Here is a 21,442-nt window from a genome sequence, read left to right as displayed (position 1 = left end):
CGTCACAGGCGGCAGGATCGGTTCCGGGTACGCGACGGCGGCTACTCGACGGTTTCCGTCGGAGGCGCCACGCTCCCGGGCCGGGAGCGGACCTCGGTGGTGCACTCGTAGCGCCGCAGCCCGCTGTTTCCCGGGCCGCCCATGACCACCGCCCGGTCGTCCGACGCCGCGTTGTCGGCCAGCGTGCACACGATCTGGGCGAGCGCGAACGACGACAGGCCCTCCGGCGGCGTGCTGAGCCGCAGCGCGTCCTTCGGGTCGCCCCTGCGCGGCCCGGAGACCGTGGTGCCGTCGCGCACGTCCGTGGCGAAGCCCGCCTGCTTCTCGGGGTCGGAGGGGGGCGTCGCCAGCTCGTCGAGGAGCGCCTGGGCGATGCGCACCCGGTCGTCGGCCGCCTTGTCCGTACGGATCTGCAGGTTCCGGTCGACGGCCACCAGCTGCGCCGCGCAGACCATGAACACCTCCACGGGCACCCCGCTGCCCGACCGCGAGGCGATGCCGGAGCCCGAAAGCACGCACGGCACCCGGGACGGCGCCGCGCCGTAGTCGGTCGGCACCTCGGTCGGCCTGATCCCGCACCCGGCGAGCACGGCGGTGAGCCCCGCGACGGCGGCCACGGCCCGCATCCTTCGCCTGTTCACGCCTCGCCCCCTTCGGCGCCTTCGTCCTCGGCCCCGTCGATGCCCTCGCCGTCGCGCGGCAGCCACAGCGTGAAGACCGCGCCGCCCTCCGCGCAGTTGGCGGCGGTGATCTCGCCGCCGTGGATGTGCGCGTTCTCCAGGGCGATGGAGAGGCCGAGTCCGCTGCCCTCGGACCGCGGGCGGGACGCGCTCGCTTTGTAGAAGCGGTCGAAGACGTGCGGCAGGACCTCCTCCGGGATGCCGGGGCCGTGGTCGCGTACGGCGATGACCAGCTTCGCGTCCTCCAGGCGCACCGAGACCTTCACCGGGGAACCGCCGTGCTTGAGGGCGTTGCCGATGAGGTTCGCCAGGATCACGTCGAGGCGGCGCGGGTCTAGGCGGACCATGATGCCGCGCTCGGCGTCCAGGTCGACCGCGTCCAGCCAGGCGCGCGCGTCGATGCAGGCGGTGATCTGGTCGGCGATGTCGACGTCGTCCAGGACGAGGCGCGCGGTGCCCGCGTCGAAGCGGGTGACCTCCATGAGGTTCTCCACGAGGTCGTTCAGCCTGCGGGTCTCGCTCACCACGAGCCGTACGGCCGGCTCGATCATCGGGTCCACCGAGCCGGTCTCCGCGTCGAGCTCCTCCTCCAGGACCTCCGTCACCGCGGTGATCGCGGTCAGCGGAGTGCGCAGCTCGTGGGACATGTCGGCGACGAAGCGCCGGGACGCCTCGTCGCGGGCGCTCATGTCGGCGACCTTCTTCTCCAGGTTCTCGGCGGTCCTGTTGAACGTCCGGGACAGGTCGGCGAGTTCGTCCGTCCCCGACTCCCGCAGCCGGGTGTCCAGCTTTCCCTCGCCGAGCCGCCGCGCGGCGACCCCCAGGCGGTGTACGGGTTTCAGCACGGTCGTCGCCGCGGCCTGGGCGAGCAGCGCGGAGCCGATCAGGGCGAGCCCCGTGGCGATGGCGAGGGACCAGCCCAGCGAGCTGAGGTCCTTCGCCTCCGGTTCCAGGGACTTGAGCATGTAGCCGGTCGGGCCGCCGCCGATCACCGTGGCACCGCCCACCAGATAAGGGGTGCCGTGGTCGTCGATCCGCTGCCAGTACAGGTGGTACGGGCTCTTGTTGCCGGAGGTGAGCTGCTGCTTGTCGTGCACGGCCTTCTGCAGCGACGCGGGCACCTTGGCGAGCGTGAAGGCGTCCAGGTCGGAGTAGCCGACGAGCTGGCCGCCGTTCTTCTTCTCGGCGACCAGGAGCACGCTGTAGCGCTGACCGCTGCTCGCCATCTGCTCGGCGGCGGACTGCAGTTCGTCCTGCGAGGGGCGGGTGGGAAGCGCGCCCGCGCGGCTCTGCAGCTGCTGCCGGAAGTCCTTGAGCGCCGCGTCCTGGGCGCGCGTCAGGACCGCCTCGCGGTTGAGCCAGTACGCGATGCCGGACGCGGAGACGGCGGCGGTGAGCGCCACCAGGCCGAACACCACGACGAGCCGCAACCGCAGACTCGTGAAACGCAGCCCCGCCAGTATCGCCTTGCGCGCCGCGGCCCAGCCGCGGAGCTTGTCGTGCGGTTTGGTCACTGAGGCGTGTCCAGCCGGTATCCGACGCCGCGCACCGTACGGATCAGGGTCGGCGACGAGGGCACGTCCTCGACCTTGGCGCGCAGCCGCTGCACGCACGCGTCGACGAGCCGCGAGTCACCGAGGTAGTCGTGCTCCCACACCAGACGCAGCAACTGCTGCCGCGACAGGGCCTGGCCGGGCCTGCGGCTCAGCTCCAGGAGCAGCCGCAGCTCGGTCGGCGTGAGCTGCAGGTCCTCGCCGTTCTTCGTCACGGTCATCGCGGCGCGGTCGATGACGAGCGAACCGAACGTCGCCGCGTCATTGGCCTCGCGCTCGCCGCGCCGCAGCACGGCCCGGATCCGGGCGTCGAGGACGCGCCCCTGCACGGGTTTGACGACATAGTCGTCGGCGCCGGACTCCAGGCCCACCACCACGTCGATGTCGTCGCTGCGCGCGGTCAGCAGGATGATCGGCAGCTGGTCGGTGCGCCGGATGCGACGGCACACCTCGAACCCGTCGATGCCCGGCAGCATCACATCCAGCACGATCAGGTCCGGCCGCTGCTCACCGAGCAGCTTCAGGCCGTCCTCGCCGGTGGCAGCAGTGGCCACCCGGTGCCCCTGGCGCGTGAGCGAAAGCTCCAGGGCCGTCCGGATGGCGTCGTCGTCCTCGATCAGCAACAGGGAAGGCACGGACGTCATTCTGTCCCATGCCACGGCCCCAGTTCGACTACTGGCCCCTCCCCGGGTCCCTAAAGGCCTGGTAGGTACCCGTACCCACACGCGAACTTCACAGGTGGAAGCCCTCCCGAACCCCTGTGACAGGCCTGTGACAGTCGACGGACACCGTCATGAAGTGCCTCCGGCAGAGTTCAGGTCACCAGCAAGAAGCACGGCAGACTCCACCGACGGGGGGCGCAAGATGAATACGCTGCACAGCACCAGCTCACGCGCAGTTGTCACGCGTCTCCACGACGTCGGGCGGGGGCGGGGGTGCGCTCGCGGCACCGGGCGTCAGCACACCGCGATCATGACGGTGGTCGACACGTTCCAGGGGAGCCACGGGGGACACGCGGCTCACGGGGGAACGGACGGGGCAGTCGCGTACGGGGAGGGCTCGGGGGAGCGGAAGTCCCTGTCGGAGGCGGAGTTCACCGCCTACGTGCGGGAGCGCCGCGCCTCCCTGTACGCAACCGCCTACCACCTGACCGGTGACCGCTTCGAGGCCGAGGACCTGCTGCAGAGCGCCCTCTTCTCGACGTACCGGGCCTGGGACAGGATCAGCGACAAGGCCGCGGTGGGGGGCTACCTCCGCCGCACCATGACCAATCTGCACATCAGCGCGTGGCGCCGCCGCAAGCTGAACGAGTACCCGACCGAGGAGCTGCCGGAGACGGTGGGCGACACGGACGCGATGCGCGGCACCGAGCTGCGCGCCGTGCTGTGGCAGGCCCTGGCCCGGCTGCCCGAACTCCAGCGCACGATGCTGGTCCTCCGTTACTACGAGGGCCGCACCGACCCGGAGATCGCGGACATCCTCGACATCAGCGTGGGCACGGTGAAGTCCAGCATCTGGCGGTCGCTCCGCCGGCTGCGCGAGGACGAGGTCCTCAGCTTCGGCCGTGACCAGGAGGAGTCCTTCGGCGAGTTGGTCGCCTGAGGGCAGGGGGAGACACGGGGGCCGCCGCTCCGGGGGGACGCGGCGGGAGCAGGGGGGACACGGGGGAAAGCACGGGGGGATCAAGCGGCGGGACCGGAAGGCGGGGGGCCTTTCCGGTCCTTCTGCTTTTCGGGTTCTCAGGCCTTGGCCCGCGCCCTCACGTGGCGGCCCGCCGCCGCGGCGGCGACCCGGCCCAGCGCCTCCTCCTTGCCGCAGGGGTGGGCGCCCAGCTCGGTCTGGCGCGCCACGATGGTGCGCTCGGCCCGCATGAGCCGCCACCCCCGCCGCAGCAGGAACGGCACGGACTTGCGCCCCTCGCGCAGGTCCCGCAGAAGCCGCCGCCGGAACGTGGTCGCGGGCCTGCCCCGCAGGCAGATCGCGTCGGCGAGCACGCCGAGCTCCTCGCACCGCCGCACGATGTCCGCCGCGAAGATGCCCTCAGCGATGAACAGCGGCGTACGCCCGACGTCCAGCGCCTCCCGGCCGACGCGCGAGCTGGTCGCGATGTCGTACACCGGCACCTTCGTGCGCCCCGTACGGCACAGCTCCTCGATCGCGGCGACCGCCACGTCCGCGTCCCAGGATCCGGCGGAGTCCCAGTCGATGTCCGAACTGCCCGGCACCTGCGGCAGCGTGGGGTCGTCGTGCTCCTTGTAGAAGTCGTCCAGACACAGGACGGGCAGCCCGCAGCGGGCCGCGAAGGAGGACTTGCCCGAGCCGGAGGGGCCCGCGAGCAGCACGACGCGGGTCGGTATCGGGGGATGGGAACCCAATCCTGTGACCCTTTTCACCTGGGGTTTTGCTGGCGAAGCGGACATTGGTGCCGATTTCCCTCCGGTTCGACCCGCCTGGGTCCTGCTCGATCCTGGGGGCGTGCGCACACGTGCGCAGGATCGAGCAGGACCCAGGCGGCCCGTTGGTCCGCATCTCCCGACACGGCCCGTCAGTGTGGTCGGGAGTCATTATCAACCGAGGCTCCAAAAGTGTGCCCAGACAGGTGCCAATCCTGGGCGGATCGCCCTCTGCGCAGGGTCTGTATCGAAGCCGACCAACCCACGGTCGTTCGCAGTCACGTCTAGGTGGTGTTGAAGCGGGCTCGGTCGTGGATGTCATGGGCAGCTCCGATATCGGCGTGGGTGGCGTGGCCGCATCCGGTGCACACGAAGAGCGAGCGGCTGCGACGGCTCTTGGCGTCCACGTGACCGCATCGGTGGCACGTCTGCGAGGTGTAGGCGGGGTTCACCACGACCAGCTCGGCGCCGTACAGGTGTGCCTTGTATTCGAGCTGGCGACGGATCTCTCCGAAGCCGACCGCGAGGATCGCGCGGTTGAGTCCGGCCTTCGCGGCGACATTCTTGCCCGGCGCTTCGACGGTCCCCTTCGCGGACTTGGTCAGGTTCTTCACCTTCAGGTCCTCGATTGCGAGGCCGGCGAACTGAGTGGTGAGCCGTTTCGTCAGCAGGTGCTGGGCGGTTGCGCGGCGTTGAGCGACCAGCGCATGGAGTGCGGCGACCCTTTCCTTGGCCTCCCACCAGCCTTTCGACTGGAGCCGCGCGGGTTTGCCCTTCACGTGACGGCGGGCCTTGCGGCGCTCCCAGGTGCGTAGTTGATGCCTGGCACGATCAAGGTGGCGGGGGTTGGCGTGCAGATCGGTCGCGGCGTTGGGCCCGATGGCGAGTGGCGTGGAGGTCGCAGCGACCACCTCGACGCCGAGGTCGACACCGACGGTGCCCTTCTCGCGTTGCCGCCGGGTCGGCCTGGCGGGCTCGGGCATCGGCACCGATACGTTGAAGGAGGCGAACCAGCGGAGCCCTTCGCGGGAGACCGTAACGCCCTTGATCGCTCCGCCGTCCGCGAGGAGGTGAGCGAGAGGTCGAGCCGAGCGGTGTAGGCGCACATGAAACGCCTTCTGCCCTCCCGGGCGCCGCTCGCCACCGATGCGGACATGCCGCAGATCACCGGGGGACAGGCGGACGCTGAACATGCGGAAGGAGTCCCGGCTCCTCTGCGGATGCTTGGGCTGCGGGTACCCCATGCGTGGCCCGCGCCGCTTCCCCGACAGAGACGACTGCCAGTTCGCCCACGCTCTATCCACGTCGCGAAAGGCTTGCTGGCACACCATGGCGTTCACACCGTCCCACCACCGGAAGCGGTACACCGGGCCTTCGACGCCTTCGAGATAGGGGCCCATGAGCGGCTTGTCCCGCACGGCGAGGAAGATGCGCTGGATGTCGAATTGGCGCGGCATTGTCGGCCCCTCCGCCTCGGCCTTGGCCGTGGCCTCCTGCCGCGGCAGTCCTGTCGCCTCCAGCGCGGCACGGTAGCGAAACCAGCGTTGCTGCGCGGCGTTCTTCAGCCCGAAGGCGAAGTTGTAGCAGCAGCGCGACGCCGTCGCATACCGCTGCAAGATCTCGACTTGGTCAGCCGCGGGGTCAAGCGGCAGTCGCACGACGCGAGTTGACGTCTCATGGTCCTTAGTCACGGCGGGGAGTGTTCCACCCGCCACTGACAATTCGCCTTACACGAAGGGTCGTTGAGACATTCGACGGTTGCTGCGGGAGCCTTCGGGTAGTGTCTACTTCGCTCGCTCCTACGGGGGCGGGTCTGGCCCCCGGACGGGGGTTCGATGCGCCCGTGGACTGCACCACAAGTCCCGGCCCATTACGCGGCCGGGCAGGGCAGGAGACCCCCTTGAGGGAAGAAGCGGGAAGCCCTCACCGGGAGGTAGGGCAGCGCGGCAGGGAAACCTAGCCGCCCACCCCACAAGTGCGTGCGCCGGAATGCACCCAATGCCCGACTCTGCCAAAGTGCATGAGAACCCCATGATGGTGGGACGGAACCCCAGGTCGCGGCCTGTGCTCCCCGTACGCGCGGGGGTGGTCCCGGCCCCGCAGCTGACCTTGGGGCAGGTGCACGGTGCTCCCCGTACGCGCGGGGGTGGTCCCTCGACCCGCAGGATGCCGCTCAGGTGCGGTCGGTGCTCCCCGTACGCGCGGGGGTGGTCCCTCGCCCACTTCCCTCAGGCGATGGCCCAGCGCGTGCTCCCCGTACGCGCGGGGGTGGTCCCTGGTAAGCGATTTGGCCCAGGACGATGTCGGTGTGCTCCCCGTACGCACGGGGGTGGTCCCGGGCACTGGGTCTCCATCGAGTCGAAGTGGCAGTGCTCCCCGTACGCACGGGGGGTGGTCCCCTGTTGATCACTGGCTTCGAGAAGGTACAGGGGTGCTCCCCGTACGCGCGGGGGTGGTCCCGAAATCGGAAAGATCGCCGGTTACCGTGCCGCCCGAGACTGCGTCCGTGGCGCAACGAGCTGGTGGTTCAGGAAGCCCAGGGCCAGCTCATGACGTTGATGGAAGCGGCGTGACCACCGCATGAAGGAGCCCGGCGTGCGCACACAGGTGGATGACGAGAAACAGCGAGTTCGTGAGCGTGTCTGGCAGACGCTCGATGCGCGGGGAGCCGCCCTCAACGACACCATGCGCGGCCGGATCCCGAATTTCATCGGCGCACAGGCCGCGGCGGACCGACTTGCTGAACTTTCGGTCTGGCGGGACGCGCGCGTCATCAAAGCAGTGCCTGACAAGGCACAGTTGCCCGCCCGGGCAAGTGCCCTTGCTGAGGGCAAGACGGTGTTTATGGCGGTCCCGAAGCTCCCCGACGCCCGGCCGTTCTACCTCCTCGACCCGGCGAAGCTGTCCGTCTCACCGAGCGAGGCAGCATCGAGCAAGGTGGCGGCCAGTGTGGCGCCGCGAGTGGACGTCTCCGCACTTGGGCCCGTGGACATGGTCGTTGTGGGGAGTGTTGCGGTGAACCGTCAGGGCGTACGTATCGGCAAGGGCGCGGGTTACTCGGACCTGGAGTTTGCCTTCCTGATGGAAGCAGGCCTCATCAGTGAGCAGACTGTCGTCGTATCGACGGTCCTCTCCCTCCAAGTGCTCGACGAGGAGTTGCCGGCGACCGGTCACGACTTCGGTGTAGACCTGATCGTCACCCCGGACGAAGTCATCTCCTGCCCTGCGTCCCACCGGCCGGCCGGGTTGGTGTGGGCGCATCTGGACGCAGACAAGATCGCGTCCATCCCTGTGCTCGCAGCACGGGCTCCGGCACACGATCGATGACTCGAGAAGGGAGCCAAGGAGCTGGAGCTGTCTGTTAAAGGTTGGCCCAAGCCTTGCGTCGGTGGTCCGGGCGGGGATGCGCAGCAGCCAAGGGGCCGTCCTGGGGGCCAGGGGACTTGAGTAGCCAGCGCGCAGGGCGATGGCAGGGATGGGCGCTCGGCCCTTGAAAGGGCCTGAGTTACTGAGGGAACGTTCGTGCGCTTGTTACACAAGACCGCGATGGCTGGTACTGCCGTCGCTTGCCTTACGGCAGTGCTGACACCGGGGGCAGCCTCTGCCGCAGGGGAGGACACCGGCACCCCCGCGGGTCGACTGATGTCCAGGTGATGTCCAACGACGAGTACGTCGAAGAGTGCGGTGTGCAGCGGGCGTTGAGTGAGGGGGTGCCGCTCCCGGGGAACACCGCCGACGCAGAGGGGCCCGGCGTAGTTGACCGTGTCCACGGTAAGCGCGCCGAGTACGACGGCGTCATCACCAGCGGCAGTCACGTTCGCATGAACATTCTGAGCAGTGCTGAGCGAGGTGAGAAGGGGCCTGGAGGCGTCCACACTCCCGACGGGCGGCCCATCGGGACCATCACTTCCTTCTGCAAGGGTCAGACACTGTGTCCTGACTGGGTCAACAACATCTGACCGGTACGTGCAGTCAGCAGACGCGAGTCGGAGGATTCTGGAGACATGGACGATTTCCCGGCCCGCGTCGTGCTGACGCTTCGCCGCTTCATCGGCGCCCCGCTTCCAGGGACGGACTACTACATTCACGCTGCCCACCGGATTGGCAGCGACCGCTACCGGGTCCGGCTGGCAAGTTCGACTGCCGACCCGGTCCTCGTGGACCTGCCCGAACGATGGCCGGACGGACAGCAGATCGGCGATTGGTGGTATGTCGGGGCCCTGCGTCACGTAGCACAGCAGGCTTTGGCTGAAGACCTCTCCTACACCCGCAGCGATGAGGGCCTGCGGGTAGTCGACGCCGCAGGGCTGGAATCCGCAGGCCTCCTGACCAGAAACAGCGAAGTCACAACTCAGGACGCGCTCGACTACGTGATCGCCGACCTGGTGGGTGACCCCCTTTGGCATGACGCGGCAGCCTCCGCAGCCCCGGGTCTGTACCACCTCGTGGGCTTCGACCTGCGCACGCCCGCCGTCCTGCGTCTCTACCTGAGCTGCGACTACGGCACCATTGGCGTGGACGTTGCGTTGTACGACGATGACACCCGCCAGCTCCGCAACGTGGGCTGGTGGGTCTCAGCCAAGCTCATGGCCATCCTCAACCCCGATGACCGCGAGACCCTTCCCGCACATCGCGTCGACGAGGCCGCGGATCCGCTGTGTGACGCGGTCTATGACCTGACCAGGTGGGCATGAGCAGTTCGCGGGCCTCCGCGATTCCGCTTGTGCGCGGCTCGGCTCGGTCGTGGCAGGCGCCGGCTCGGAGTCGGTCCGAGCCGTAGCCACCGTGAGGACCTGCTCCGCGCGCGCCGAGGACAGCCGCATCGTGCCGTACGGCCCCATCGAATACCCGGTGCGCTGCCCGTGAAGGTGCAACTCCGCGACCGCTTGCCCGCCTGCGTCCATCTCGGAGACGTCGTTGGGGGGAACCAGCGCGTGCAGCTCCTCCCTCCACTCCCAGCCGGGGTCGCGGAGGACTGCCCTTGCCTCTTCCTGTTCCCAGCCGCTCCGTGCCACGAGCCCGTGGTTGGGGTCTACCGAGAAGACCAGGTGGAGGTTCGTCAGCATTCCCCCGTCTCCTCAGTTCGCTTCGCGCGGCCGAGGTCACCGTTGGCCGAGGCGGGCCAGGCTTCGAGCTGGAATCGTGCCGGGCGCTCGTCGTGTTTCCCCACCCGGCAGTCGTCACCTGCCGTGCCCAAGGTCTTGCTCATCCGTGTGAGGAAGCGGTTGTACTGCTCGTGCCAGGTCACCGCCGAGCCAGCCTCCGCGTATGCGTCTTCCCTGGCGAAGGCCAGCGCCGCGATCTCGTAGGCCAGGACCTCGTGCTTGGCCCAGCAGGGAGGGATGACGTCCTGCGGCTGCCATGCGTACGTCTGGTTCAGCCAGCGGCACACGGCATCGAGCCACGCGCATCGGTTCGGCCAATTCCGCCGACAGGGCGCCAAGGTCCCATGGTGCGGGTCCGTCGGCCACGGACTCTTCGGCGCTGCGTTCCGCGATGTACGACAGGATCAGCGCAGGCGGCTCGGGGAACGGCTGGAAGTGGGCCAGAGTGTCGGCCATGCGGCAGCAGCTCCTTCGCGGTCGGCCCATGCGGCAGCGTGGGCCTTGGCCTGGTTCTCCTTCGCGGCGGTCCGCGGGCCCGCTCGGCTTCGTTGTCGGCTCGCAGGTCACCGCGTCACCCCCGCCACGGCCCGTCGGCCGCCTCGTTCATGCGGTCCATCGTGGCGTGGTCCGTCGCGCGCGAGCGGTGCGCCCGAACAGGTCGGGGGCAGAACTCAGCAGGATGTACGAGCCGTTCCACGCCGGTCTGCGTACGGTCCGCGCACCGTCCGCGGGCGGCGGTCCCGGACCGTACCGGGCGAGTCGGCCTTTGGCTCCCGCCTCGCCCCTCAACTACGCTACGTGCTCGCTCGGTCACTCACTACGCACGGATATGGGCGGTACCCATGGCACGACACGCAGCAACCTCGTCACACCGGCCCGCCAAGCGCGCACTGCTGCGCGCGGGCCTCACCGTCACGGCCGCGGGAGCGGCGCTCGGGGTGGGCGGTGCGGGGGCCGCCGCCGCGGTGGAGCCGGGGCCGGCGGCGGCGCCGGCCGGGTTCGCCACGCCGCTCGGCGCCGTCGACGCGGGGATGCCCCTCAAGGTCCTCGGGTCGGCCCTGCACCACTCGACGGCGGGCGGGCTCGGGCCCGCGAAGAACCTCCAGCTCGACCCGCTGGCGAACACCAGCGCCGACCCGCTCGACAACACGCTCGGCACGCAGATCGCCGACTTCAAGCCGGTCGATACGGGGTTCGTCACCGGACCGCTGACCCAGGGTGCTTCGCTGTCCGACCTTCCCGTGGTGGGCCCGTTGACGGGGCTGCTGCCCGGCTAGTCGGCGGCGGTGCCCTCGGACCCCGCCTTCGTAACCGTCCGCGCCTTCGTGTCCGTCCGCGACCGCAACGGCACCTCGCGGATCAGCCAGGCGGCCGCGAAGGTGGCGGCGCACAGGACGGCCGTACCGGCCATGACGCCGTGCAGTCCGCCGGTGACCCCGGACCGGAAGGCGTCCCGCACCGGTTCGGGCAGGCCGCGCAGGACCGCGGGGGTCGGCTCGTGGCCGCCCGCGAGACGTTCGCCGTCCGGGCCGAGCCGGTCGGTGACGGTGTCGGTCACGCGGCCGGTGTAGACGGAGCCGAGCACGGCGACACCGAGCGAGCCGCCGATGGTGCGCAGCAGCGTGGTGGTGCCGCTGGCGGCGCCCATGTCGCGGGGCTCGGCGCTGTTCATGGTGATCAGCAGCGACGGCTGCAGCAGGCAGCCGAGACCCGCGCCGAGCACGAACGTCAGCGCGGAGGCGAAGGCCGTGGGCGTGTCCACGTCGAGCGTCAGCAGCGCCAGGGCGCCCATCGTGGCGACCGCGCCGCCCGCGATCGGGTACGCGCGGTACCCGCCGCCGTGGCCCACCGCCCGCCCGATGTGCAGCTGCGCGCCCATCATGCCCAGCATCAGCGGCAGCAGCAGGAGGCCGCTCGCCGTCGAGGACTGGCCGCGGACGAACTGCATGTACTGCGGGAGGTAGCTCGCCGCGCCCAGCATCGCCGCGCCCGCGAGGAAGGTGAGCACCTGCGCGAGCGTGAAGTTGCGGTCGCGGAACAGGCGGGGCGGGATGACCGGTTCGGGGGCGCGCCGTTCCACCCGGGCGAAGGCGGCGAGCGCGGCCGCCGCGAGCAGCGCGAGGGAGCCGGTCTGCGGGGAGAGCCAGTCGTACGTCGTGCCGCCCCAGGTTCCGAGCAGCGTCAGGGCCAGGATGCCGAGGGTGAGGAGGGCGGCGCCCGCGACGTCGACGCGGGCCGTGCTGCGCTCGCCGCGCACCTGGACGAGGAGCCCGATGATCAGGAGCGCGGCCGCGCCGACGGGCACGTTGACGTAGAAGACCCAGCGCCAGTCCAGCTGGTCGGTGAGGAAGCCGCCGAGCAGCGGGCCGCCGATCATCGCGACGGGCAGCAGCACGCCGATCATCGACTGCGCGCGGCCCGCCTGCGCGGGCGGCAGCAGCGTCCCGAGGAGCGCCATCGCCCCGACGAAGAGCCCGCCCGCGCCGAGCCCCTGCAGGGCGCGGAAGGCGGTCAACTGCTCCATGTTCTGGGCGAGTCCGCAGAGTACGGAACCGACGAGGAAGACCGCGATCGAGGTCTGGTAGCTGCCCTTGCGGCCGTAGAGGTCGCCCAGCTTGCCCCAGATCGGGGTGGAGACGGCGGCGGTGAGCAGGTAGGCCGTCACCACCCAGGAGAAGTGGCCGAGGCCGCCGAGGTCTCCGACGATCGTCGGGAGGGCGGTGCCGACGATCGTGCCGTCGAGCGTCGCCAGGATGATGCCGAGGAGCAGTCCGAGGATGACGAGGCGGGAGGGCGGTTCCGGGGTGTCCGCCGGTGCGGATGCCGGCTGCGGGGTGGTGGGTGCCGTGGCTTCCGTGCGCTGCTTCATGAGGTCCTCGCGACGTGGTCGACGATCCGTCAGGCGGCGTACGGGCGGACGGCCTTGGCGTCGCGCAGCGCGAGCGCCCACCAGGCGAGCTGGTCGAGCATGGTCTTGACGGCGGCGTCGCCGGCCGGTTCCGTCATGTTTCCGTCGGCGTCGAACAGGCCCCAGGCGTTGTGCAGGCTGACGGTGTTGCGGATGGTCGTCGCGTTCAACTCGGCCATGACCAGCCGGAGTTGCTCGACCGCTCGCAGGCCGCCGGAGATGGCCCCGTAGGAGACGAAGCCGATCGGCTTGGCGTGCCACTGCTCGTTGTGCCAGTCGATGGCGTTCTTCAGGCTCGCCGGGAAGCTGTGGTTGTACTCCGGGGTGACGAACACGAACGCGTCGGCCGCCGCCAGACGCGGCGAGACCAGCGCGAGGGCCTCCTCGGTGCCGGGCGCGGCCGGTCCGCCGAAGGCGGGCAGGACCGTGGGCAGCGGGGTCTCGGCGAGGTCGACGACGTCGACGCGCATGTCGTCGCGCTGGTCGAGGTGACGCTCGACCCAGCGGGTGACGACGGGGGCGAAGCGGCCCTCGCGGGTGGAGCCGACGAGGACGGCGACGCGGAGCTGCTGCGGCTGGCTGTTCACGGGGACCCCCTGGTGTGGACGACACTGCCGTGTACGGCGTATCGGGATGCGTACAACGTACACGGCAGTGTGTACGGCGTCCACAAGGCATACGCTGTACGCATGGTCACGCAGAAGAAGGACGAGCCGGAGGTCACCCTCTGGGAACGCCTGGAACGCCCCGCGTCCTCGCCCCGCACGGCACTCACCCCCCAGCGCATCGCCGCCGCCGCGGTCCGGGTCGCCGACGCCGAGGGCGTCGCGGCCGTCACCATGCGCCGCCTCGCCACCGAGCTGGGCGTCGCGCCCATGGCCGCCTACCGCCACGTCTCCGGCAAGGACGACCTGTGGGCGCTGATGGTCGACCGGGTCACCGCCGAGGTCGTCGTCCCCGAGGACGTGGGCGGCTGGCGCGAGGTGCTGCGCGCGTACGCCGTCGGCAGCCGCCACCTGATGCTGGCGCACCCCTGGCTCGCCCAGCTCCCCACGCCGCACTTCGCCCTGACGCCGAACCGGATGGCCATGGCCGAACGGCAGCTGGCGGCGCTGGAGGACCTCGGCCTCGACGCCGACACGATCATGACGGCCTTCCGCACCGTCGGCGCCTACGTGCACGGCGTCAGCCAGTCGGAGGTGGCGTTGCGCCAGTACATGCAGGACAACGGCTGGACCAGCGGCGCCGAGGCGCGCGCGGGGCTCGCGCCGCAGATGACGTACCTGATGGGCACCGGCCGTTACCCGGCCTACCGGCGCTACGCCCTCGGAGCGGGCCGCAAGGACGACGCGGCCTGGCAGTTCGAGACGGGACTCGACTGCGTCCTGGACGGCATCGCGGCCCGGCTCGGCCTCGAACCGCGCGCATGACGAAGCCCCGCGCCCCGTAAGGGGCGCGGGGCGCTGCGCGACCAGCCACGGCACACCCGCGGGCGCCCGCAGGTGTGCCGTGGCAAGCCCAGTGGGGCGCCTGGAGCGCCTGGAGCGCCTAGTAGGCGGAGCCCGACGCGCCCAGCGAACCCGTGGGGTGCCAGACCGTCTTCGTCTCCAGGAAGGCCGTCAGGCGGTGCGTGCCGGGGTCGGCGGAGAAGTCCACAGGCTGTGGACGCAGCACGCGCTTGAGGTTGTCCGCGGCCGCGATCTCCAGATCGCGTGCCAGGTCCGCCTCCGCGCCCGTCAGGTCGATCGCGTTGACGTCCTGGTGGGCGGCGAGCGGGGCTGCGATCTCGGCGGTCCTCCCGGTCAGGATGTTGACCACGCCGCCGGGCACGTCGGACGTCGCGAGGACCTCGCCCAGCGAGAGCGCGGGCAGCGGGGACTCCTCGGCGGCGACGACGACGGCCGTGTTGCCCGTCGCGATCACCGGGGCGATCACCGAGACCAGGCCCAGGAACGACGACTCCTGGGGCGCGAGGACCGCGACCACACCGGTCGGCTCCGGCGTCGACAGGTTGAAGAACGGGCCCGCGACCGGGTTCGCTCCGCCCACGACCTGGGCGATCTTGTCGGTCCAGCCCGCGTACCAGACCCAGCGGTCGATCGCCGCGTCCACCTGGGCGGCGGCCTTGGACTTGGAGATGCCCTCCGCGTCCGCCACCTCCCGTACGAACTGGTCCCTGCGGCCCTCCAGCATCTCCGCGACGCGGTAGAGGACCTGGCCGCGGTTGTAGGCGGTCGCGCCCGACCAGCCGCCGAACGCCTTGCGCGCGGCGACGACCGCGTCACGCGCGTCCTTGCGGGACGCCAGCGGCGCGTTGGCGAGCCACGTCCCCTTCGAGTCCGTCACTTCGTACACCCGGCCGCTCTCGCTGCGGGGGAACTTGCCCCCGACGTACAGCTTGTAGGTCTTGAGAACCGTGAGTCGGTCAGACATCGAGGTACGCCTCCAGCCCGTGCCGGCCGCCCTCGCGGCCGAAGCCCGACTCCTTGTATCCGCCGAACGGCGACGTCGGGTCGAACTTGTTGAAAGTGTTGGCCCAGACGACGCCCGCCCGGAGCTTGTTCGCGACCGCGAGGATGCGCGAGCCCTTCTCCGTCCAGATGCCGGCGGAGAGCCCGTACTGGGTGTTGTTGGCCTTGGCGACCGCCTCGTCCGGCGTCCGGAAGGACAGCACCGAGAGCACCGGGCCGAAGATCTCGTCGCGGGCGATGGTGTGCGCCTGCGTGACGTTGGTGAAGAGCGTCGGCGCGAACCAGTAGCCGGACGACGGCAGGTCGCACGGCGCCGACCAGCGCTCGGCGCCCTCCGCCTCACCTGTCTCGGCGAGCGCGGTGATGCGGGCGAGCTGCTCGGCGGAGTTGATGGCGCCGATGTCGGTGTTCTTGTCGAGCGGGTCGCCCAGGCGCAGGGTGGCGAGGCGCCGCTTCAGCGCGTCGAGGACCTCGTCCTGGACCGACTCCTGTACGAGGAGCCGCGAGCCCGCGCAGCAGACCTGGCCCTGGTTGAAGAAGATGCCCGTGACGATGCCCTCGACCGCCTGGTCGACGGGGGCGTCGTCGAAGACGATGTTCGCGCCCTTGCCGCCCAGTTCGAGCGTGACCTTCTTGTCGGTGCCCGCGACCTGGCGGGCGATGGCCTTGCCGACGGCGGTCGAGCCGGTGAAGGCGACCTTGTTCACGTCGGGGTGGGCGGTCAGCGCCGCGCCCGCGTCGCCGTACCCGGGAAGGATGTTGACGACGCCCTTGGGCAGGCCCGCCTGGCGGCAGATGTCCGCGAAGAACAGGGCGCTCAGGGGAGTGGTCTCGGCGGGCTTCAGGACGACCGTGTTGCCGGTGGCGAGCGCCGGGGCGATCTTCCAGGCCAGCATCAGGAGCGGGAAGTTCCACGGGATGACCTGGCCCGCGACACCGAGCGGCGCCGGGTTCGGCCCGTACCCCGCGTGGTCGAGCTTGTCGGCCCAGCCCGCGTAGTAGAAGAAGTGCGCGGCGACCAGGGGGAGGTCGGCGTCGCGCGTCTCCTTGATGGGCTTTCCGTTGTCCAGCGTCTCCAGGACGGCCAGCTCGCGGCTGCGCTCCTGGATGATCCGGGCGATGCGGAAGAGGTACTTGGCACGCTCGGCGCCCGGCAGCGCGGACCACTTCTCGAAGGCCTTGCGGGCGGCCTTCACCGCGCGGTCGACGTCCTCGGAGGACGCCTGCGCGACCTCGGAGAGGACCTCTTCGGTCGACGGGGAGACCGTCTTGAAGACCTTGCCGTCGGCGGCCTCGGTGAACTCGCCGTCGATGAACAGGCCGTAGCTCGGCGCGATGTCGACGACGGAGCGGGACTCGGGCGCCGGGGCGTACTCGAAGGGGGAAGTCATGGTGATCAGTCCACCGTCACGTAGTCGGGGCCGGAGTAGCGGCCGGTGGCCAGCTTCTGACGCTGCATGAGCAGGTCGTTGAGGAGCGACGAGGCGCCGAAGCGGAACCAGTGGTTGTCCAGCCAGTCGGGACCGGCCGTCTCGTTCACCAGGACGAGGAACTTCACCGCGTCCTTGGTCGAGCGGATGCCGCCCGCGGGCTTCACACCGATCTGCACGCCGGTCTGCGCACGGAAGTCGCGGACGGCCTCCAGCATCAGGAGCGTGTTGGGCGGGGTGGCGTTGACGCCGACCTTGCCGGTCGAGGTCTTGATGAAGTCGGCGCCCGCGATCATGCCGATCCAGCTGGCGCGCTTGATGTTGTCGTACGTCGAGAGCTCACCGGTCTCGAAGATGACCTTCAGGCGGGCGGTGCCGCAGGCCTCCTTCACGGCGCGGATCTGCTCGAACACCGTCATGTAGTCCCCGGAGAGGAAGGCTCCCCGGTCGATGACCATGTCGATCTCGTCGGCGCCCGCCGCGACGGCCTCGCGCACGTCGCCGAGCTTCACCTCGATCGCCGCGCGGCCCGCGGGGAAGGCGGTCGCCACGGAGGCGACCTTCACGCCGCTGCCCGCGACGGCCTCCTTGGCGGTGGCGACCATGTCCGGATAGACGCAGACGGCCGCGGTGCGCGGGGTCCCGCGGTCGGTCGGGTCCGGATGCACGGCCTTCGCGCCGAGGGCCCGGACCTTGCCGGGGGTGTCGGCGCCCTCGAGCGTCGTCAGGTCGATCATCGAGATGGCCAGGTCGATGGCGTACGCCTTGGCCGTGGTCTTGATCGAACGGGTACCGAGCGAGGCGGCACGCGCCTCCAGGCCGACCGCGTCGACGCCGGGCAGCCCGTGAAGGAAGCGGCGGAGCGTGCTGTCGGACGCGGTCACGTCAGCGAATGCAGTGGGCATGGTCACGAGGGGAGCATATCTACGCGCGTAGCTGCTGTACAGGGGTGGGGGTGGGGCCCCCTTCCGGGCCAGGGACGGGTGGCGCGGGCGCGCCTGTCGCGGGGGTGCTTACCGGAACGGGTGGGTACCGGCGCTGGGGGGCCGGGCGGGCGTCAGGCAGAATCAGGGTATGAGCGACCCCCAGAACCCCGTGGCGGAGCCCGCGTACAAGGACCGCACCTTCCGGTCCCCCGCCGGCATCGCCGGCGGCGTCCTGCTGCTCGCCCTGGGCGCCTGGCTCGGCATCGACGCCGTCGCCCGCGGTGAGGGCCGCACCCCGTGGCTCGCGCTCGCCGGGCTGCTGATCGCGGTGCCGCTGGTCATCGCGTACACCGTGCGGCCCCTCGTGTCCGCCAACGACGACCGGCTCCGCATCCGCAACCCGTTCCGGACCGTCACGCTGCCGTGGGCGTCCGTCGCGACGCTCCGCTCCGGGTACTCCAACGAGGTCCTGACCGGCACCGGCGCCAAGTTCCAGCTCTGGGCGATCCCCGTCTCGCTGCGCGGCCGCAAGCGGGCGGCGCGCAGGCAGTCGCAGGCCGCCGCGGCCGGTGACCCGACGACGGGCCGCACCTTCCTCGACCCCAACGCGCCGTCCACGCGCTCCGCGGGCGACCAGGCCATGGACGACCTCCGCGAGCTGGCCGAGCGCCAGGCGAGCGCCGAGTCCGCGCAGGGCGATCCCGTGGTGCGCTGGGCGTACGAGATCATCGCTCCGGCTCTCGCGGGCGCCGTACTGCTCGCGGTGCTGCTGGCTGTGACCTGACCTGACCCGCTGGCCTGACCTGACCCGACCCGCTGGCCTGACCTGCCAGGCCTGACGAGGGCGCCTTCCCGCCCGGTCTACGGCGGGCCCAGCCACGCCAGGAGCATGTGGCCGCCGAGCGCCGCCGAGCCGAGCGCCGCCGCCGTCAGCACCGTCACCGTCACCCGCGTCCTCGCCCGCGCCAGCGGCACGGCGAGCGGCAGCAGCAGCGGGAAACCGGGCAGCAGGAAGCGGGCCCGCGGGAAGTAGACCCCGCTGCTGCCCAGCACGATCAGCAGCAGCAGGCCGGTGAAGAGCAGCAACGGCACCGGCTGGCGGTCACCCGCGCAGAGCGCGAAGAGGACCACCGCCCCCAGCAGCGTCGCCGTCACCACGGCCAGGAAGAGCGGCGGCCGCTCGACGACGAGCACGCCCTGCATGCGGCGGAGCGTCTCCACACCGCCGTCCCAGTCGTTGCGCCACAGCTTCTGCACGGCGAAGTAGCCGTCCCAGCGGCCCAGGCGCAGGCCCACCCACGCGACGTACGCGAGCCAGCCGAGCGGGGCGAGCAGGGCGCCGAGGACGGGGCGCAGGGGGTGGGCGGAGCGGGGCACCGGGAAGCGGCCCCACAGCGACAGGAGCGCCGTCACGGACACCGCGGCGGCGAGCGCCACCCCCGTGGGGCGGGTGAGCCCCGCGAGCGCGGCCAGAGAGCCCGCCCACACGTACCGGCCGGTGAGCACCGCGTACAGCGACCAGGCGGTCAGCGCCGTGAAGAGCGACTCCGTGTAGCCCATCCACTGCACGAGCGCGACCGGCAGGCTGCCCCAGAGGACCGCGAGGACGACCCCGGCCCGGCGGCCGTACAGCCGGTCGCCCACCACGAAGATCCCCCACGCCGCGAGGAACGAGCAGACCAGCGCGATGCCCAGGCCCGCCGCGCCGCGCGGCAGCCACGGGAAGAGCGTGTCGACCACCCTGACGAGCATCGGGTGCAGCGGGAAGAACGCCAGGTTGTTCGCGTCGATCCGGGTCCCGAGGGAGTCCGCGTACCCGTGCGCGGCGATCCTCAGGTACCAGTCGCAGTCCCAGGACCGCATCAGCAGGTGCCGGACCCCGCGGTGCTCCCGGTGCGCCCACTCGGTGAGGACGAGCAGGCCGAGGACGCGCACGGCGGCGTACGCGAGGAGTGCGGGGGAGGCGTGCCGCAGGGCCCGGACCACGCGAGCGCCGAAGTCCGCGGGCGGGCGGGCGGCGCTGCCGGGGCTCCTGGACGGGGGTACGCGGGACGGGGCGGCGGTGGCGGTGGAGGACTCGGAGATTCCGTACGGCACTGCGGCAGCTCCCCGGAACGTGATCGTGCGCTACCGGTCGTCCCTTCCTGGGGGACCGGCAGCGCACCGGATCACTGCGGCAGCTGCGCTAGCGGAACCACTCGCACGGGTGGCCCCGGGGGGAGCCGCGGGCGGTGCGGCCGTCAGATGCCCGCCGCGGCCGCCAGGTCGCGCTTGATCGTCGCGAGCGTGCGGGCCGCCTCGGCGCGGGCCTCGGGGAGGTCCGCCTTGGCGGCCACCGGGACCACCACCTCCAGGTAGCACTTGAGCTTCGGCTCCGTGCCGCTCGGGCGCACGATCACCCGGGCGCCGTCGAGCGTGTAGCGCAGGCCGTCCGTGGGCGGCAGGGCGTCCGTGCCCCGCGTCAGGTCCTCCGCCTTGCTCACGGGCAGGCCCGCGAGCTCCGTCGGCGGCTGCTCGCGCAGGCGGCGCATGGCGTCGGCGATCAGCGACAGGTCCTCCACGCGCACCGACAGCTGGTCGGTGGCGTGCAGGCCGTGCTCCACGGCGAGGTCGTCGAGCAGGTCGAGCAGCGTACGGCCCCGCTCCTTCAGCTCGGACGCGAGTTCCGTGAGGAGGAGAGCGGCGGTGATGCCGTCCTTGTCGCGGACGCCCTCGGGGTCCACGCAGTAGCCGAGCGCCTCTTCGTAGCCGTAGCGCAGGCCGTCGACGCGGGCGATCCACTTGAAGCCGGTCAGGGTCTCCTCGTATGGAAGGCCCGCCTTCCCGGCGATCCGGCCGAGCAGCGAGGAGGAGACGATCGACTCGGCGAAGGTGCCGCGGGCGCCGCGGGCGACCAGGTGCGCGGCGAGCAGCGCGCCCACCTCGTCACCGCGGAGCATCCGCCAGCCGCCCTCACCTTCGCCGTCCTTGACGGCCGCCGCGCAGCGGTCCGCGTCCGGGTCGTTGGCGATGATCAGGTCGGGGGCGGGCGTGGTGCGGGACGCCGTCGCGAAGGCCAGGTCCATCGCGCCCGGCTCCTCCGGGTTCGGGAACGCGACCGTGGGGAAGTCCGGGTCCGGCTCGGCCTGCTCGGCGACGAGCGTGGGCGCGGGGAACCCTGCCCGGGCGAAGGCGGCGAGGAGGGTCTCCTTGCCGACGCCGTGCATGGCCGTGTAGACGGCGTGTGCGGTGCGCGGGGAGTCCGGGGCCAGGACGGCGTCCGTACGGGCCAGGTAGGCCGCGAGGACGTCGTCGGAGAGGGTTTCCCAGCCGGTCTCGGGGCGCGGCACGTCGTGGAGGCTCGCGATCGCGTCGATCTCGGCGGCGATCTCCGCGTCGGCGGGCGGCACGATCTGGGAGCCGTCGCCGAGGTACACCTTGTAGCCGTTGTCGCGCGGCGGGTTGTGGCTGGCCGTGACCTCCACGCCCGCGACCGCGCCGAGGTGCCGTATGGCGAAGGCGAGCACGGGGGTCGGCAGGGGGCGGGGGAGGACGGCCGCGCGGAGACCGGCGCCGGTCATGACGGCGGCCGTGTCGCGGGCGAAGTCGGCGGACTTGTGGCGGGCGTCGTAGCCGACGACGACCAGGCCCTCGGTCTGCCCCTTCGCCTTGAGGTACGCGGCGAGGCCCGCGGCGGCGCGGATGACCACGGAGCGGTTCATGCGCATGGGGCCCGCGCCGAGTTCGCCGCGCAGGCCGGCGGTGCCGAACTGGAGGGTGCCGGCGAAGCGGGCGGTCAGTTCGGCGGTGTCCTCGGCGTCGATGAGCTTGGCCAGCTCTTCGCGGGTCTCGGGGTCCGGGTCCTCGGCCAGCCAGGCCTGGGCACGTGCGATGAGTTCGGTGTCCTGCACGGGTTCTTCAGCCTCTCGCTGGTGCTGGGGGAGGTACGGGTACGGGTACTGCTTACCCGGGTGGGCCGGAAGTCCGCCCCGGGTTC

General features: G+C 71.2%; 20 protein-coding genes and 1 CRISPR repeat array. Of the genes, 7 read left to right on the top strand and 13 right to left on the bottom strand.

Annotated elements, in window-relative coordinates:
• Nucleotides 1-41 precede the first annotated feature (41 nt).
• The 3 genes from ACZ69I_RS33620 to afsQ1 are packed head-to-tail and all read right to left on the bottom strand — an operon-like array spanning nucleotide 42 to nucleotide 2,868.
• Nucleotides 42-641 carry a hypothetical protein gene (locus tag ACZ69I_RS33620; protein ID WP_467670144.1) on the bottom strand — a complete coding sequence of 200 codons (600 nt, stop codon included), beginning with the start codon at nucleotides 639-641 and terminating at the stop codon, nucleotides 42-44.
• Nucleotides 638-2,194, bottom strand: a complete 1,557-nt coding sequence (locus ACZ69I_RS33615) for an ATP-binding protein (protein WP_467670142.1) — start codon at nucleotides 2,192-2,194, stop codon at nucleotides 638-640. The genes ACZ69I_RS33620 and ACZ69I_RS33615 overlap by 4 nt, the downstream gene beginning before the upstream one ends.
• The gene (afsQ1, locus tag ACZ69I_RS33610; protein WP_030779097.1) at nucleotides 2,191-2,868 is read right to left on the bottom strand and encodes a two-component system response regulator AfsQ1; all 678 of its coding nucleotides are present in this window, start codon (nucleotides 2,866-2,868) and stop codon (nucleotides 2,191-2,193) included. Before afsQ1 ends, ACZ69I_RS33615 begins: the two co-directional genes overlap by 4 nt.
• A gap of 229 nt (nucleotides 2,869-3,097) precedes the next feature.
• On the opposite strand from afsQ1, the gene ACZ69I_RS33605 reads away from it, so the two are divergent.
• On the top strand, nucleotides 3,098-3,835 hold the full coding sequence (locus ACZ69I_RS33605; RefSeq protein WP_467670139.1) for a SigE family RNA polymerase sigma factor: 738 nt from the start codon (nucleotides 3,098-3,100) through the stop codon (nucleotides 3,833-3,835).
• Between the two features lie 137 nt (nucleotides 3,836-3,972).
• Here the strand turns inward: ACZ69I_RS33605 and ACZ69I_RS33600 are convergent, their stop codons facing one another.
• Together ACZ69I_RS33600 and ACZ69I_RS33595 are read right to left on the bottom strand one after the other, a co-directional pair.
• Nucleotides 3,973-4,608 carry a uridine kinase family protein gene (locus ACZ69I_RS33600; RefSeq protein WP_467670137.1) on the bottom strand — a complete coding sequence of 212 codons (636 nt, stop codon included), beginning with the start codon at nucleotides 4,606-4,608 and terminating at the stop codon, nucleotides 3,973-3,975.
• 302 nt (nucleotides 4,609-4,910) lie between these two features.
• Nucleotides 4,911-6,317: an RNA-guided endonuclease InsQ/TnpB family protein gene (locus ACZ69I_RS33595; RefSeq protein ID WP_470836369.1), complete on the bottom strand. Its 1,407-nt coding sequence runs from the start codon at nucleotides 6,315-6,317 to the stop codon at nucleotides 4,911-4,913.
• Between the two features lie 373 nt (nucleotides 6,318-6,690).
• A CRISPR array of direct repeats spans nucleotides 6,691-7,086; the repeat unit is 29 nt; unit sequence GTGCTCCCCGTACGCGCGGGGGTGGTCCC.
• Between the two features lie 135 nt (nucleotides 7,087-7,221).
• Here ACZ69I_RS33595 and ACZ69I_RS33590 point away from each other — a divergent pair.
• From ACZ69I_RS33590 to ACZ69I_RS33580, 3 genes are all read left to right on the top strand, one after another.
• Nucleotides 7,222-7,953: a 5-formyltetrahydrofolate cyclo-ligase gene (locus ACZ69I_RS33590; RefSeq protein ID WP_470836367.1), complete on the top strand. Its 732-nt coding sequence runs from the start codon at nucleotides 7,222-7,224 to the stop codon at nucleotides 7,951-7,953.
• A 326-nt stretch (nucleotides 7,954-8,279) separates the two neighbouring features.
• Nucleotides 8,280-8,585, top strand: a complete 306-nt coding sequence (locus ACZ69I_RS33585) for a hypothetical protein (RefSeq protein ID WP_470836366.1) — start codon at nucleotides 8,280-8,282, stop codon at nucleotides 8,583-8,585.
• Nucleotides 8,586-8,630: 45 nt separating this feature from the next.
• Nucleotides 8,631-9,320, top strand: a complete 690-nt coding sequence (locus ACZ69I_RS33580) for a hypothetical protein (RefSeq protein ID WP_470836364.1) — start codon at nucleotides 8,631-8,633, stop codon at nucleotides 9,318-9,320.
• Between the two features lie 365 nt (nucleotides 9,321-9,685).
• Here the strand turns inward: ACZ69I_RS33580 and ACZ69I_RS33575 are convergent, their stop codons facing one another.
• The gene (locus ACZ69I_RS33575) at nucleotides 9,686-10,018 is read right to left on the bottom strand and encodes a hypothetical protein (RefSeq protein WP_470836362.1); all 333 of its coding nucleotides are present in this window, start codon (nucleotides 10,016-10,018) and stop codon (nucleotides 9,686-9,688) included.
• 555 nt (nucleotides 10,019-10,573) lie between these two features.
• On the opposite strand from ACZ69I_RS33575, the gene ACZ69I_RS33570 reads away from it, so the two are divergent.
• Nucleotides 10,574-11,008: a hypothetical protein gene (locus tag ACZ69I_RS33570; RefSeq protein ID WP_470836361.1), complete on the top strand. Its 435-nt coding sequence runs from the start codon at nucleotides 10,574-10,576 to the stop codon at nucleotides 11,006-11,008.
• Here ACZ69I_RS33570 and ACZ69I_RS33565 read toward each other — a convergent pair.
• On the bottom strand, nucleotides 11,005-12,600 hold the full coding sequence (locus tag ACZ69I_RS33565) for an MDR family MFS transporter (protein ID WP_470836359.1): 1,596 nt from the start codon (nucleotides 12,598-12,600) through the stop codon (nucleotides 11,005-11,007). The two genes, ACZ69I_RS33570 and ACZ69I_RS33565, sit on opposite strands and share 4 nt — an antisense overlap.
• Before the next feature lie 29 nt (nucleotides 12,601-12,629).
• Nucleotides 12,630-13,226, bottom strand: coding sequence for an NADPH-dependent FMN reductase (locus tag ACZ69I_RS33560; RefSeq protein ID WP_470836357.1), 597 nt, complete (start codon nucleotides 13,224-13,226; stop codon nucleotides 12,630-12,632).
• A 102-nt stretch (nucleotides 13,227-13,328) separates the two neighbouring features.
• Between ACZ69I_RS33560 and ACZ69I_RS33555 the strand changes: the two genes are divergently transcribed.
• On the top strand, nucleotides 13,329-14,069 hold the full coding sequence (locus tag ACZ69I_RS33555; protein ID WP_467670127.1) for a TetR/AcrR family transcriptional regulator: 741 nt from the start codon (nucleotides 13,329-13,331) through the stop codon (nucleotides 14,067-14,069).
• 118 nt (nucleotides 14,070-14,187) lie between these two features.
• Here the strand turns inward: ACZ69I_RS33555 and ACZ69I_RS33550 are convergent, their stop codons facing one another.
• The 3 genes from ACZ69I_RS33550 to deoC are packed head-to-tail and all read right to left on the bottom strand — an operon-like array spanning nucleotide 14,188 to nucleotide 17,445.
• Entirely contained in the window at nucleotides 14,188-15,072 is an 885-nt protein-coding gene (locus ACZ69I_RS33550; RefSeq protein WP_467670125.1) for an aldehyde dehydrogenase family protein, read from the bottom strand.
• Nucleotides 15,065-16,501 (bottom strand): aldehyde dehydrogenase family protein, encoded by a 1,437-nt coding sequence (locus ACZ69I_RS33545; protein ID WP_470836355.1) that lies wholly within the window; start codon nucleotides 16,499-16,501, stop codon nucleotides 15,065-15,067. Before ACZ69I_RS33545 ends, ACZ69I_RS33550 begins: the two co-directional genes overlap by 8 nt.
• A 5-nt stretch (nucleotides 16,502-16,506) precedes the next feature.
• Entirely contained in the window at nucleotides 16,507-17,445 is a 939-nt protein-coding gene (deoC, locus tag ACZ69I_RS33540) for a deoxyribose-phosphate aldolase (protein ID WP_467670844.1), read from the bottom strand.
• Nucleotides 17,446-17,614: 169 nt separating this feature from the next.
• Between deoC and ACZ69I_RS33535 the strand changes: the two genes are divergently transcribed.
• A complete protein-coding gene (locus ACZ69I_RS33535) occupies nucleotides 17,615-18,250 on the top strand; it encodes a PH domain-containing protein (protein ID WP_467670121.1) in 636 nt (211 codons plus the stop codon).
• 77 nt (nucleotides 18,251-18,327) lie between these two features.
• Here the strand turns inward: ACZ69I_RS33535 and ACZ69I_RS33530 are convergent, their stop codons facing one another.
• Both ACZ69I_RS33530 and ACZ69I_RS33525 read right to left on the bottom strand, forming a co-directional pair.
• Nucleotides 18,328-19,563, bottom strand: coding sequence for a hypothetical protein (locus tag ACZ69I_RS33530; RefSeq protein ID WP_470836354.1), 1,236 nt, complete (start codon nucleotides 19,561-19,563; stop codon nucleotides 18,328-18,330).
• A gap of 143 nt (nucleotides 19,564-19,706) precedes the next feature.
• A complete protein-coding gene (locus ACZ69I_RS33525) occupies nucleotides 19,707-21,356 on the bottom strand; it encodes a phospho-sugar mutase (protein ID WP_467670117.1) in 1,650 nt (549 codons plus the stop codon).
• Nucleotides 21,357-21,442: the final 86 nt, after the last annotated feature.

The organism is Streptomyces sp. NPDC036815 (assembly GCF_055609205.1).
This window is presented reverse-complemented; position numbering and strand designations above follow the sequence as displayed.

What these genes read in the sequence shown, in the direction of transcription:
- ACZ69I_RS33605 (WP_467670139.1), top strand. Translation starts at nt 3,098, where the DNA reads ATGAATACGCTGCACAGCACCAGCTCACGCGCAGTTGTCACGCGTCTC.
- ACZ69I_RS33585 (WP_470836366.1), top strand. Translation starts at nt 8,280, where the DNA reads ATGTCCAACGACGAGTACGTCGAAGAGTGCGGTGTGCAGCGGGCGTTG.
- ACZ69I_RS33580 (WP_470836364.1), top strand. Translation starts at nt 8,631, where the DNA reads ATGGACGATTTCCCGGCCCGCGTCGTGCTGACGCTTCGCCGCTTCATC.
- ACZ69I_RS33570 (WP_470836361.1), top strand. Translation starts at nt 10,574, where the DNA reads ATGGCACGACACGCAGCAACCTCGTCACACCGGCCCGCCAAGCGCGCA.
- ACZ69I_RS33565 (WP_470836359.1), bottom strand. Translation starts at nt 12,600, where the DNA reads ATGAAGCAGCGCACGGAAGCCACGGCACCCACCACCCCGCAGCCGGCA.
- ACZ69I_RS33555 (WP_467670127.1), top strand. Translation starts at nt 13,329, where the DNA reads ATGGTCACGCAGAAGAAGGACGAGCCGGAGGTCACCCTCTGGGAACGC.
- ACZ69I_RS33550 (WP_467670125.1), bottom strand. Translation starts at nt 15,072, where the DNA reads ATGTCTGACCGACTCACGGTTCTCAAGACCTACAAGCTGTACGTCGGG.
- ACZ69I_RS33545 (WP_470836355.1), bottom strand. Translation starts at nt 16,501, where the DNA reads ATGACTTCCCCCTTCGAGTACGCCCCGGCGCCCGAGTCCCGCTCCGTC.
- deoC (WP_467670844.1), bottom strand. Translation starts at nt 17,445, where the DNA reads ATGCCCACTGCATTCGCTGACGTGACCGCGTCCGACAGCACGCTCCGC.
- ACZ69I_RS33535 (WP_467670121.1), top strand. Translation starts at nt 17,615, where the DNA reads ATGAGCGACCCCCAGAACCCCGTGGCGGAGCCCGCGTACAAGGACCGC.